15 protein-coding genes are annotated in these 13,371 nt (G+C 39.3%); 14 read left to right on the plus strand and 1 reads right to left on the minus strand.

Features of this window, described 5'->3' with window-relative positions:
* The first annotated feature begins 8 nt into the window (after positions 1-8).
* The 13 genes from hisC (at position 9) to JMN32_RS24330 (ending at position 10,653) form a co-directional block, all read left to right on the plus strand.
* Complete coding sequence (hisC, locus tag JMN32_RS24270; RefSeq protein WP_317191801.1) at positions 9-1,034, plus strand: histidinol-phosphate transaminase; 1,026 nt, start codon at positions 9-11, stop codon at positions 1,032-1,034.
* Positions 1,031-2,152 carry a bifunctional histidinol-phosphatase/imidazoleglycerol-phosphate dehydratase HisB gene (hisB, locus tag JMN32_RS24275; protein ID WP_202858976.1) on the plus strand — a complete coding sequence of 374 codons (1,122 nt, stop codon included), beginning with the start codon at positions 1,031-1,033 and terminating at the stop codon, positions 2,150-2,152. Before hisC ends, hisB begins: the two co-directional genes overlap by 4 nt.
* Positions 2,153-2,157: 5 nt before the next feature.
* The gene (gene hisH, locus JMN32_RS24280; RefSeq protein WP_202858977.1) at positions 2,158-2,745 is read left to right on the plus strand and encodes an imidazole glycerol phosphate synthase subunit HisH; all 588 of its coding nucleotides are present in this window, start codon (positions 2,158-2,160) and stop codon (positions 2,743-2,745) included.
* Positions 2,742-3,455 (plus strand): 1-(5-phosphoribosyl)-5-[(5-phosphoribosylamino)methylideneamino]imidazole-4-carboxamide isomerase, encoded by a 714-nt coding sequence (gene hisA, locus JMN32_RS24285; RefSeq protein WP_202858978.1) that lies wholly within the window; start codon positions 2,742-2,744, stop codon positions 3,453-3,455. Before hisH ends, hisA begins: the two co-directional genes overlap by 4 nt.
* 1 nt (position 3,456) lies before the next feature.
* Positions 3,457-4,209: an imidazole glycerol phosphate synthase subunit HisF gene (gene hisF / locus JMN32_RS24290; protein ID WP_202858979.1), complete on the plus strand. Its 753-nt coding sequence runs from the start codon at positions 3,457-3,459 to the stop codon at positions 4,207-4,209.
* A 6-nt stretch (positions 4,210-4,215) separates the two neighbouring features.
* The gene (gene hisIE, locus JMN32_RS24295) at positions 4,216-4,839 is read left to right on the plus strand and encodes a bifunctional phosphoribosyl-AMP cyclohydrolase/phosphoribosyl-ATP diphosphatase HisIE (RefSeq protein ID WP_317191805.1); all 624 of its coding nucleotides are present in this window, start codon (positions 4,216-4,218) and stop codon (positions 4,837-4,839) included.
* Between the two features lie 44 nt (positions 4,840-4,883).
* Positions 4,884-5,159, plus strand: a complete 276-nt coding sequence (locus tag JMN32_RS24300; protein ID WP_202858981.1) for a hypothetical protein — start codon at positions 4,884-4,886, stop codon at positions 5,157-5,159.
* A gap of 100 nt (positions 5,160-5,259) precedes the next feature.
* Positions 5,260-5,946, plus strand: a complete 687-nt coding sequence (locus JMN32_RS24305) for a nitroreductase family protein (RefSeq protein WP_202858982.1) — start codon at positions 5,260-5,262, stop codon at positions 5,944-5,946.
* A gap of 164 nt (positions 5,947-6,110) precedes the next feature.
* Entirely contained in the window at positions 6,111-7,898 is a 1,788-nt protein-coding gene (locus tag JMN32_RS24310) for a DUF885 domain-containing protein (protein WP_202858983.1), read from the plus strand.
* A 300-nt stretch (positions 7,899-8,198) separates the two neighbouring features.
* The gene (locus JMN32_RS24315; RefSeq protein ID WP_202858984.1) at positions 8,199-8,834 is read left to right on the plus strand and encodes a hypothetical protein; all 636 of its coding nucleotides are present in this window, start codon (positions 8,199-8,201) and stop codon (positions 8,832-8,834) included.
* Between the two features lie 83 nt (positions 8,835-8,917).
* A complete protein-coding gene (locus JMN32_RS24320; RefSeq protein ID WP_202858985.1) occupies positions 8,918-9,331 on the plus strand; it encodes a DoxX family protein in 414 nt (137 codons plus the stop codon).
* 86 nt (positions 9,332-9,417) lie between these two features.
* Positions 9,418-10,128 (plus strand): YebC/PmpR family DNA-binding transcriptional regulator, encoded by a 711-nt coding sequence (locus JMN32_RS24325; RefSeq protein WP_202858986.1) that lies wholly within the window; start codon positions 9,418-9,420, stop codon positions 10,126-10,128.
* A 36-nt stretch (positions 10,129-10,164) separates the two neighbouring features.
* Positions 10,165-10,653 (plus strand): hypothetical protein, encoded by a 489-nt coding sequence (locus tag JMN32_RS24330; protein ID WP_202858987.1) that lies wholly within the window; start codon positions 10,165-10,167, stop codon positions 10,651-10,653.
* On the opposite strand, the gene JMN32_RS24335 is transcribed toward JMN32_RS24330, so the two are convergent.
* A complete protein-coding gene (locus JMN32_RS24335) occupies positions 10,650-12,131 on the minus strand; it encodes a dihydrolipoyl dehydrogenase family protein (RefSeq protein WP_202858988.1) in 1,482 nt (493 codons plus the stop codon). The two genes, JMN32_RS24330 and JMN32_RS24335, sit on opposite strands and share 4 nt — an antisense overlap.
* Positions 12,132-12,743: 612 nt before the next feature.
* Here JMN32_RS24335 and JMN32_RS24340 point away from each other — a divergent pair.
* Positions 12,744-13,253: a glycine-rich domain-containing protein gene (locus JMN32_RS24340; protein ID WP_238354604.1), complete on the plus strand. Its 510-nt coding sequence runs from the start codon at positions 12,744-12,746 to the stop codon at positions 13,251-13,253.
* Positions 13,254-13,371 lie beyond the last annotated feature (118 nt).

Consider the following 13,371-nt stretch of genomic DNA (forward strand, 5'->3'; position numbering starts at 1 on the left):
TGAATATAATGAACAAAGTAAGACCAAATATACTCAACCTTGCCCCCTACTCCTCCGCGCGTGATGAGTTTGAAGGCAATGGCGAGATATTTCTTGATGCCAATGAAAACCCAAACGAAACAGGCCTCAACCGGTATCCCGACCCTTATCAACTTAAACTGAAAGAGCAGATTGCCTCCTTAAAAAAAGTAGATCCAAATCAGATCTTTCTTGGAAATGGAAGTGATGAGGCCATTGACTTGGTAATGCGCATTTTTTGTGAGCCGGGGAAAGACAATATTGTAATTTCCAATCCCTCTTACGGTATGTACGCTGTCTCAGCTGCTATCAACAATGTTGCAGTAAAAAAAGTAGCCTTATCAGAGAACTTCGGCTTTACAGCCAGCGGGATGCTAAAAAAAGCAGATAGCAATACCAAAATGGTTTTTATCTGCTCTCCGAATAACCCTTCCGGCAACACACTAAATGCCTATGAGATATCTAAGGTTATAGAAAATTTTGATGGTATTGTGGTTATTGATGAGGCTTACATCGATTTTTCAGAACAATCTTCGTTTATCCTTCAACTTGATAAGTATAAGAACCTGATCATTCTCCAGACCTTTTCAAAAGCCTGGGGACTCGCGGGTGTTCGCTTAGGCATGGCTTTTTCATCACCTGATATCATTAAGCTAATGAATAAGGTAAAGCCTCCTTACAACATTAATATACTCACCCAAAAGGAAGTACTACAGGCCCTTGACAACAAGAAAAAAGTAAAAGAAGCCATCAGTAACATTCTCCAAGAGCGGGAATTTCTGATATCAGCACTCTCAAATCTTAGTATTGTAAATCATATTTTCCCAAGTGACAGTAACTTCCTGCTAATAAGGTTTAATGATTCTCAACCCATTTTTAAATATCTAACAGAAAAAAGAATCATCATACGTGACAGATCAAAAGTAAAACATGGAGAGAACTGTTTGAGGGTTACTGTGGGAACCCCCGAAGAGAACAGAAACCTGATAAAAGCATTAAAAGAATATCAATCATGAAAAAAGTACTTTTTATAGATAGAGACGGCACCTTGATCATTGAGCCTGAAGATGAACAGATTGACAGCCTCGAAAAACTTGAGTATTACCCAGGTGTATTTACATGGCTGGGAAAGATTTGTCAGGAATTTGATTATGAACTGGTCATGGTTACCAATCAGGATGGGTTGGGTACAGAGAGCTTTCCTGAAGAAACCTTTTGGCCTGCACACAACAGGATGATGGAAACATTAAAAAATGAAGGAATTTCATTTGACGAGATCATCATAGACAAAACCAGACCGGAAGACAATCAGCCTACAAGAAAACCTGGTACAGCGCTTTTAAATAAATACTTGTCAAAATCATATGACATGTGCAATTCATATGTAATAGGAGACCGATCCAGTGATATCATGCTGGCCAGAAACCTTGAATGTAAGGGGATACTGATTAATGATGGTTCCCTGAAGGAGCAATTAGCCTCAGTAAACCTTAATTCATATTGCGAGCTTATCACCATCCACTGGCGTGACATTTATGAACTTTTATCAGAACAGCCAAGGAAAGCCACTGTAAAACGTACGACAAAGGAGACTGACATAGACATAACGGTTAATCTTGATGGAACAGGCAAAAGCCAAATTGACACCGGCATAGCTTTTTTTGACCACATGCTTGATCAAATCGCCAAACATGGCCAGACAGACCTCTACATACAGGTTAAAGGTGATTTGGAAGTAGATGAACACCACACCATTGAGGATACAGCAATTGCACTCGGTGAGGCTATGAGCAAGGCACTTGGAAGCAAAAGAGGTATAGAAAGATATGGTTTCTACCTGCCTATGGATGATGCTCTAGCCCAGGTTGCCATAGATTTTGGTGGTAGGAATTGGATAGTATGGGAAGCCGAATTTAAGCGTGAAATGATCGGAAAAATGCCTACAGAGATGTTCTATCATTTTTTCAAATCGTTTTCTGATGCCTCTAAATGCAACTTGAACATCAAAGTTGAAGGAAATAATGAGCATCATAAAATAGAAGCGATTTTCAAAGCGTTCGCCAAAGCCATAAAGATGGCAGTAAAAAAAGAAAAAGGGAATAATCAGTTACCAAGCACCAAAGGTGTAATCTGAAACCTATGGAAATAGCAATCATAAAATACAACGCCGGTAATACGCAGTCAGTAATATATGCACTCGAGCGCCTAGGCATTAACCCATTATTAACCAATGACTTTGAGATCATTCAAAAAGCTGACAAGGTGATCTTTCCAGGAGTGGGGGAAGCCAGCACAACCATGAAACATCTTAAAGAGTTGGGTATGGATGTACTAATCCCCAGGTTAAAACAGCCTGTATTGGGTATATGCCTTGGAATGCAGCTTATGTGTGAATATTCCGAAGAAGGCAACACTACCTGCATGGGAATTTTCAATACCGATGTGAAAAAGTTCCAGCCTCAAAATGGTGAGAAAGTACCGCACATGGGTTGGAATAATATTACAACAATTAGAGAGAGCTGGACAGCAGATAATATCATAAGCGCTGATATGTATTTCGTTCACAGCTATTATGTACCAGTAACACCTGATTCAGTGGCCACCTGCAATTACATTGAAAATTTCAGTGCTGCAATGGCCAAGGACAACTTTTATGCTACGCAGTTCCACCCCGAAAAATCGGCAAAACAAGGTCAACAGATCATCAAAAACTTTATCGAATTATGAAGATCATACCCGCAATAGATATCATCGAGGGCAAGTGCGTGAGGTTATCGCAAGGTAATTATGATAAGAAGAAAATATACAACGAGAACCCACTGGAAGTGGCCAAATCTTTTGAAGGTGCCGGACTAAAATACCTCCACCTTGTAGACTTGGACGGAGCCAAAGCGGGAAAAATAATAAACTGGAAAGTACTTGAATCTATTTCAACAGAGACTAGCCTGGAAATTGACTTTGGTGGAGGCGTAAAATCCAATGATGACATTGCGCTGGCCTTTAATAGCGGCACAAAGAAAATAACTTGTGGAACTATAGCTGTTAAAAATCCTGCCAGGGTAATTGAATGGCTCGAAAAATATGGCTCTGACAAGCTAATCTTAGGTGCGGATGTAAAAGAAAAAATGGTTGCTGTAAGTGGCTGGACAGAAGAAACCACCCTTCATATAGAAAACCTGATCCATAAATACATGAGCGAAGGACTCAACCATGTGATCTGTACGGATATTGCCACCGATGGTATGTTATCAGGCCCAAACCTTATCCTTTATAAAGATCTATTACACACTTTCCCCGGCATCCATCTGATTGCCAGTGGTGGAGTAAGCAGAGTTCAGGATCTGGAAAACTTAAAAGAAGCCGGATTGGATGGTGCCATCCTTGGCAAAGCCATCTATGAGGGGAAAATTACGCTGACAGAACTTAGTAAAATGTGATATGTTAAAGAAAAGAATAATACCCTGCCTGGATATCAAGAATGGTCGAACAGTAAAAGGCACCAATTTCGTCAACATCAGGGATGCCGGAGATCCTGTAGAGCTGGGTGCTCTATATGCTGAGCAGGGAGCTGATGAATTGGTATTTCTGGATATTACCGCCACTAATGAGGGAAGAAAGACTTTTAAGAAATTGGTAAAGGATATCGCTCAACACCTCAATATACCTTTTACGGTAGGTGGTGGTATCAGCTCCGTTGAAGATGTGGCTCCACTACTCTATGCGGGAGCCGATAAAGTTTCCATAAACTCATCAGCTGTAAAAAGGCCTGAGTTGATCAATGAACTTGCTCTGGAATTTGGCAGCCAATGCATTGTAGTGGCTATAGATGCAAGGCTGGTCGAAGGGCAATGGATAGTCCACACCCATGGGGGATCTAAACCAACAGAATTGGAGCTTTTTAGCTGGGCTCAGGAGACAGAACAGCGAGGAGCCGGTGAAATCTTATTTACCAGTATGGATCATGACGGAACAAAACAAGGTTTTGCTGTGGACGCATTAAAAGAATTGGGGCAGAAAATCAGTATTCCAATTATTGCTTCCGGTGGAGCGGGTGTAATGTCTCACTTCGAAGAAGTCTTTACTGATGGAAATGTTAATGCAGCCTTAGCAGCAAGCATTTTTCACTTTAAAGAAATTGGCATCCCAGAACTTAAAAACTACTTAAAACTAAGGGATATACCCATCAGATAAGAAAAAATTCCTTCAAAAAAAGAAAACACAACACAAATGCTACAACCAGATTTTGAAAAAAGTAACGGATTGATCCCTGCCATTATTCAGGACTTTTATAGCCAAAAAGTACTTATGCTCGGCTACATGAATGAGGAATCTCTAGAAAAAACCAGAACCGAAGAAAAAGTCACCTTTTATAGTCGCTCCAAACAACGATTATGGACCAAAGGCGAAACTTCAGGAAACTTCCTTATGGTGAAAAAAATTGAACTGGACTGTGATAAAGACACACTACTCATTTCAGTGGTACCAGAAGGACCAGCATGCCACAAAGGAACTGATACATGCTTTGGAAACAAAGCAAACAAATCTACAGATCTGGGCTTTCTGGAGCGCACCATTCAAGAACGAAAGGTCAATCCCAAACCTGGATCCTACACTAATGATTTGTTTAATAAAGGTATTAACAAAGTAGCTCAAAAAGTAGGTGAAGAAGCAGTGGAGTTGGTGATTGAAGCCAAAGATAACAATGAAAAACTATTTTTAAATGAAGCTTCGGACCTGATGTACCACTATCTGGTATTGCTTGCTGCCAAAGGTTATGAACTGAATGACGTAATCTCCGTATTGCGAGAACGTCACAAATAAATAATCCTTATCCCTAATTTAGCAGTCGCACAATAGAGAATAGGATGAAAAACTTTTTGATACTTATCGGTAAATCTTTGCTGATCATGATTCTTTCGGTTGCATTTCTGGCCATTGCAACCAGAATCTTTCCTCCTCCCCAAAATCACCCAAATGGCACCGGAATGGTTGTTGGCGTGCTCATGATCATTGGCCTCACATCCCTGCTCTATATCGTTATATCGGCTATTTGGAGATCCAAGGAATCATTTTTCTTTAAAATCATCCTTATAACCAATTTATTAATTGCCTTATTTTCTATGTTCTCTGTTTCGCAGTAGCCCTGATATACTTTTTACGAATTAATTTTGTCAACTACCTTACAAACTGTTTACAATTAAAAGATCAACTTGGCCAAACATTAAAACACTAAGATTCCCCATGTCAAAAACTAAAACCATAGACGGATACCCATTTGAAGAGTATTCCAAGGAAACATATCCAGAAGCTGAAGTCATTAAAAGAAGTAAGCAGTTTTACGAATGGATGGACAAGCGAAGAACAGTACGTGACTTCTCTGATAAGCCCATTCCCAAAGAGGTCATTGACAATATTATTCTTACAGCATCTACGGCTCCATCGGGGGCACACAAACAGCCCTGGACCTTTTGCGTAGTAGCAAACCCTGAACTTAAAAAACAGATCAGGGTGGCCGCAGAAAAAGAGGAATATGAAAGCTACAATAACAGGATGAGTCCGGAATGGCTTGAAGACCTTAAGCCTTTGCAAACAGACTGGCACAAACCCTTCCTTGAAATTGCTCCCTATCTGATTATTGTTTTCAAAAAGGCTTATGATCTGGATGGAGAAGGAAACAAAAAGAACAATTATTATGTCAATGAATCCGTAGGTTTAGCGGGAGGTTTTCTTCTGGCTGCTATTCACCATGCGGGCCTTGTGGCTCTAACACATACCCCTAGCCCAATGAACTTTCTAGCCAAACTACTCAACAGACCATCTAATGAAAGACCTGTACTTCTAATTCCAGTGGGGTACCCCGTGGAAGAAACCTATGTACCCCAATTGAAACGCAAGTCTCTTGATGAGGTAGCTGTATATTATCATTAATACTCAAACGCCCCGCCTTATGCCTGTCCCCCCAACAGGCATCTCTCTTCTGCTCAAACAGGCGTTTTATCCACTCATATGCCAGAAACCGCTGGTCATATATTGATTATTGGTAAAGCTATAGTGAATGCATACCTTTATTTGATTCACAAAAACTATAGCATATGAAATTATTTAACTTCCTGCTGGCTCTGTCTCTTGCAAGCATTATGGCTTGTCAACAGAAGACGGAGCAAAAAACTGATGAAACCACCAACCAAAAAGATTCCGTACAATTAGAAGCTCTCCTCATGGATTATCATGACGAAAGGTTGCAGTTTTACCCTCTGGAAGCAACTTTTGCCGGAGATAACAGATACAACGATACACTTCCCAATAATATATCGCAGCAGTATTTGAATAAACTTGAAGCCTTCTATTCTAAATACAAAAAACAACTTCAGAAACTCGACCGAAATCAACTTTCGGAAAACGGTCAGATGAGCTATGATATTTTAATGTGGGAATGTGATATTAACCTAGAGTCTTTCAAATATCCAACGCACCTCACTCCTATTGATCAATTCTGGAGCTTGCATATCAGCATGGGCCAACTGGCAAGTGGTGTTGGGGCTCAACCCTTTAAAACAGTGGAGGATTACAATAACTGGCTAAAGCGCCTGGATGATTTCACTATTTGGTGTGATACCGCCATTGCCAACATGAAACAAGGCATACAAATAGGCTGGATACTTCCGAGCTCATTGACCCAAAAAGTAATTCCGCAAATAGCTGACTTGGATCATGGTCCTGTAAACGAACACCTGTTTTACTCTCCAATAAAACTTATCCCTGATGGTTTTTCTGACGAGGACAAAAAATTGCTTACAGAAAAATATGAGATCATATTAAAGGACCAAGTAATCCCTTCATTCAAGAAGCTCCATGACTTCCTTAAAGATGAGTATCTACCTGCAGGCAGAGAGACATCAGGAGCAAGTGTCTTGCCGGATGGCAAAGAGTACTATGCTTTCCGCATCAAGCAGTTCACAACAACTTCAAAGTCAGCAGATGAAATCTTCGAATTAGGGAAAAGTGAAGTTGCCAGGCTACTTTCCGAAATGGAAAAAGTAAAAGAGCAAGTTGGCTTCAAAGGTGATATTATGGCCTTTTTCGAACATGTAAGAACAAGAAAAGAATTGATGCCATTTACATCCCCAGATCAGGTTATCACTCACTTTAATGATATACATGAACAAATGAAGCCGCAGCTTAAAGAACTGTTTGACCTTGTACCAAAGACTCCATTTGAAGTACGGCGTACCGAAGCTTTTAGAGAAGCTTCCGCCAGTGCGGAATACAACCCTGGCTCATTGGATGGCACTCGTCCGGGCATCTTCTATGTGCCAATTCCTGATGTATCCAAATACAATTTATTCTCTGATGAATCGCTATTCCTTCATGAGGCTATTCCGGGACACCATTACCAAATTTCACTTCAACAGGAAAATGAAGAATTGCCAGAGTTCAGACGTACATTATGGTACAGTGCCTATGGTGAAGGGTGGGCACTTTACAGTGAATCTTTAGGTAAAGAACTTGGTCTTTATACTGACCCTTACCAATATTTTGGAATGTTAAGTGCTGAAATGCATAGAGCCATCAGGTTAGTGGTAGATGCCGGCATGCACGCCAAGGGCTGGACCAGAGAACAGGCCATTAAATACTCACTTGAGAATGAAGCGGAGTCAGAGGAAAGTATTACTTCCGAAATTGAGCGCTATATGGCTATGCCAGGGCAGGCGTTATCATACAAAATGGGGCAATTGAAAATTATTGAATTAAGAAATAAAGCAGAACAGACCCTGGGAGATAAATTTGATATTAAAGTATTCCATAATAAAGTGCTGGAATCAGGGTGTGTACCTTTGGCTATTCTGGAGAAAAAAATCGACCGTTGGATAGCAGAATAACTCATCTAATTCACCGTTTCCCGGTAATGAGGAAACGGTGAATCATTTATTTTTTCGTCCCCTCTATTCCTGAGAATACAAAACAAAGACCTCACTGACGGCATCGATATGAGAATAAACAGAGTATTGTTACATATCCTGATTTTTGTTTTTCTCACTTTTATTAGTCAGGTAGGAGGCTTTGTTTATCTAATGTATTTATTTCTTCACCCACTCATTAGCAGGCGCCTTGGAAAGTATAAAATGTATTGGTACCACAGGCTACTTCTTTTTTTAAGCATATACCTAACAGTAACGCTAATGATTATCCCATTGATTGCCCCTTTTGCTGGTCGGGTAGCCTTACCTGTATTCAACAAACCTCTTAAACCCCTGACTATCTCTACAGTGCTCTTAAACAGGCATTATGTAAGACCTCAGTTACTCACAATTGCGCAAAGCACAGCAGAAGAACTTGATAAAAAATATCCAGGTACTATCCTGTTTTACCTCGATGCTAATTTCCCTTTTCTAAACGGATTTCCTCTGTTCCCCCACCTCAGCCATAACGATGGTAAAAAACTGGATTTGGCATTTTGTTATCTATCTCAAAAGGAACACAAATACACTTGCCAACATCCATCGCCAATTGGATACGGCATTTATGCTGATCCTATGGAATGTGAGCCGGATCAACCTCAAATTTGTAATGACAATGGTTTTTGGCAATACGGTTTGATGGAACAAATCATCCCTCAATGGAACAAGAGTAAATTTATATTGGATATCAGCAGAACTAAATACATGATCAATATCGTAACATCAAAAAGCTCCATTGAAAAGGTGTTTATTGAACCGCACTTAAAACAACGGTTGGGTATATCTTCTCCTAAAGTAGGTTATCATGGTTGCCATGCTGTAAGACATGACGACCATATTCATTTACAAATAAAATAGACTGTTTTTACAAAAAACTTTCCCATCAAAACCGTAGAACATACTTTTGTCAAAACAAATTACACCAAAAAACGCCACAAACTATGAAACAGCTATTGAACACAAAGTTTCCTACATCGGTTTCGCACGTATGGCTACTAGTGCTCAGAGTTACATCAGCCGCATTTATGCTTACACATGGTTACCCTAAACTGATGACGTTACTGGAAGGTGGGGAAATTGCCTTTTACGATTTCCTGGGGTTAGGTATGACAGCCTCCTTGGCATTAGCTGTACTGGCCGAATTCATTTGTTCTATTTTATTAATCCTGGGACTCGCCACACGACTTGCCTCAATACCCCTTATCATCACTATGTTGGTAGCTGCCTTTGCTGTACACGCTGATGATCCATTTGGTAAAAAGGAGTTTGGTCTGCTTTACCTTTTAATATTTATCACCACTTTAGTCTTCGGAGCAGGGAAATACTCAATTGATCGACTACTAGAAAAGAAATAACCCGAATAATTCGTAAATTTTCCTTCATCAAAATCATTAGTTGTTTTAATTTCGTGCATTAAAATTTTCAACAGGATTTATATACCATGGGAAGAGCGTTTGAATACCGAAGAGCAGCAAAGGAAAAACGTTGGGACAAAATGTCCAAGTTATTTCCAAAACTGGCTAAAGCTATAACAGTAGCTGCAAAAGAAGGCGGAACGGACCCTGAAATGAATGCCAAACTAAGAACGGCCATTCAGAATGCCAAGGGTCAAAACATGCCTAAAGACAATATAGAATCAGCTATTAAAAGAGCCGATGGCAAAGATGCTGAAGCATATGTAGAAGTAAACTACGAAGGTAAAGGCCCTCATGGTGTTTTGGTATTTGTAGAGTGCGCCACTGATAATACTACACGCACTGTAGCCAACGTAAAATCATACTTCAATAAAGCTGGTGGTAGCCTTGTACCCTCAGGTTCTCTTGAGTTTATGTTTTCTCGCAATGCCGTTTTTGAGTTTGAGAAAACAGCCGAAATGGATATAGAGGAGTTGGAGTTAGAGCTTATCGATGCCGGCATGGAAGAAATTGAAGAGAAGGATGGTGTAGTTTACGTATATGGTGATTACACCCACTTCGGAACGCTTTCAAAAGCCCTGGAAGATATGGGTATTGAAGCTAACAAATCGTCACTTCAGCGAATTCCGAACTCTCCGGTAGAGTTTAGCGAAGAGCAAATGGAAGACATTGAGAAAATGCTCGATAAGATCGAGGATGATGATGATGTTCAGGCGGTTTATACCAATATTGCTTAAACTTTGTAAAGAGGTCGAATTTGCATAAATTGATCTATGCAAATCATCGAAAAAAAGCCTCATCAGCAGTTTAGAACACTTAAACTTATATATGCTTCAATGGCAGTGGCCATAGCACTTTTTGCATTAGCTGTATTAACGATCAACTATGTACAGCTAATGCAACCCACTCTTTCTGAAGAACAAGATTTCCGAATTTTCATCTACATCAGTGCTGCCCTCGTCATTTTATCCATGCCCATGAGCATGATACTTTTTGGCCAATCTATCAAAGGAATTAAATGGAATGAGTGTTCCCTGACAGAAAAGCTTGCACTCTATCAAACAGCGCTAATCATAAGAGGTGCAATACTTGAGTTTCCTGCACTATTTGTATGTGTGACAGTATTATTAACGGGTAACCTGTTAGCACTTTTGCTCATACCTATGGTCTTATTTATCTTTTTCATTACCAAGCCATCACTCTATAGATTGGGAAGCGACCTTGAACTTACACGTGATGAAATAGAACAGCTCAAAGGTTAAAATACAATATCAGCATATTCTCCATTGGTATATGTCTTACATGAAAGCTTACCTCTCAACGCATCGGGCTTAAACATAGACTTACCCAGTAGCATGCGTACACACTCCTGAATACCCTCCGTAATGGATGGGTGCGGATGAACACACTCAGCAAGCTCCTCTATGCCTTTATCCATACTTATCAGCAAAGCTACTGCCTGAATAGCGCTAGAGGCATGGTTTCCAACCACGCGCATACCTAGTATTTTCATATCCACATCATTAGTCACCAATAGTTTAATAAATCCCTGAGTATTTCGCTTAGCTATAGCTCTCGGGATACACCCATAATCGAGAGTCACTACTTTATAAGGGATTCCTCGTTCAGCCGCCTGGTTTTCATTAAGCCCTACCCCTGCCACTTCAGGGTTGAGGAACATGATAGTAGAAATATTTTCATACATAAGCTTACGCTTCGGCTCACCAAAAATCTTCTCTACAGCATACCTACCCTCCAACTCACCTACATTAACTAAAGCGATGTCGGCTGTTATATCACCGACAGCATAAATATTAGATACACTGGTCTGCGTCTCATTGTCTTCAATACCCCTCTTGCTCAGTACTATATTAACGCCCTTAGCCCAAAGCTTTTCATAGTTAGGCACCCTCCCTACAGACACCAGAGCCTTCTCAACATTGAAGATTTCATGAGAACCATCATCGTATTCCAGCTCATACTCCACTCGCCCGTGAACTACACCCATTCTGATCAGTCGGGAATTGCGGTGAATGTGTACGCCATTGTTCTCCATATTTCGCTCAATAACATTCACCACATCAGTATCTTCGAAAGGCAATATTCTATCCCCTTTATCAATCAGATGCACTTTAGTTTTACCGAATCCCGAAAAAATAGTGGCAAACTCACAACCTATAACCCCGGCACCTAGTATTACCATACTCTCCGGAAAATTATCTATCTGTTCTATACCGTCACTAGTGAGAATGATTTTTTCATCGATTGGGATATTTGGTAATTTTCGAGGTCGACTTCCAGTAGCAAGTATTACATAGTCCGCCCACACTATCTCTGTTTCATCCTCATAACTAATTTCAATTTCATTGGGAGTCAAAAGCTTTGCAACACCTACTTTGTAGGTTAACAGATTGGCAAAGCATGATGAATTAAGCATGGCCATGTGCTCTTGAAGCAAAGCTTTCCTTTCCTCCACCGCACGATTAACCTCTGCCTGAACTTCTTCAAAGTTGACATCTGGCGCACTCATATTGAAGCGTTTCAGATGTTTATGTAACATATGAGTTTCTCTGGCAATCTCCCACCATGTTTTTGAAGAAAGTGCCCCATTGGTCACACCAGCACCTCCAACGCCTTCCTTCTCTACCAAAAGCACCTTTTTCTTGAAATCAATAGCCCGCATTGCTGCCGCATAACCGGCTGGGCCTGCCCCGACAACCACCAAATCATATTTCTCCATAGTTGTAAAGCCAATAGTTAATCTTAAATATAGTAATTTATCATGCAAAAAAGGAACAAAAACAACGAATGTAATAATTAAGTAAAAAACATACATATTGTCGCGTATTTCACTGATATTCTTTAAGTTAAGATGATAAAAATAAAATTTTGTAATGATTCCACTGGAGTTACTGGTTACACCAGCAGACACAATTGCCTGATTAACAAAAACTTAACCACAACTCCGATTACTCCTAGACAGGAATAAAAGTTAAAAATATTATTATTCGCATTAATTTTTCCAATCTTTAACTATTTGAATCCTCTTGTATTAAAATTATAATATTATTTATATTTAATAAAAATATAAGACTTTTATTACTTGTAAAATAAATTATTTACATTTAATATTACACAAATAACCAAACTTTTTTAAACTAAACATTTAAGAAAATGACTACTACAACCACTACAACTAACACAAAATCAATTGACAAGAAACAAGAATTGATTAACAGATTATTTGAGAAGAATAAGTCTCATAGCAAGTCTCCAGGCTGCCTGACATGTTATTCAAACGATTAGTCATGCCCTGCGCCAACTCAAAAGTTGGTGCAGAAATCCTTAGTAAATGCAATATTTATTTTTAACTGTTAAAAAAACTATTATGTGCAAGTTATCAGAAGCCTTGGACTGTGAGTACGAAGACATCGTGGTCACCGCCTTTACTGAAAGATATAACGTGACTTTGGAAGAGGCCCAGGATATTTTTACCGAAACCAAAAAATGGCTTTGGTTAGCCGCTTATGGCCCAAAAAGCAAACAAGAACATCTATTCATAGATACTCCTTTAACTATTATTGACGAAATGTGGCATAATTTTTTGCTACACTCAAAAGCATACTATAGTTACTGTATGAAAAAATTTAATAAATTAATTCACCATACCCCAACATCACATATTGAAAAGGAAGAAAACGATAAATACTATAAAGAGAAACCTTCAGAGTATGAAAAAAAAGTCAAAAATCAGTATAAACTAATATACGAAAAACTTGGCTCTGAGACTTTAATCAAATGGTATGATACCATGGCAAACAAATATACTCCTGAGTATATGCGATCTATCAAAAAATATTAGCTTATCTCATAGCTTAGATAGTATTTTAAATTTTTTTTCTAAAATACAACGGCTTATTTTTAACATTCATTATACATTAGTGAATGTTATTTTTTTTACCTAAAACATGTAACTTCTT

It is taken from the genome of Fulvivirga marina (assembly GCF_016775155.1).
GTDB classification, from domain to species: Bacteria; Bacteroidota; Bacteroidia; order Cytophagales; family Cyclobacteriaceae; genus Fulvivirga; species Fulvivirga marina.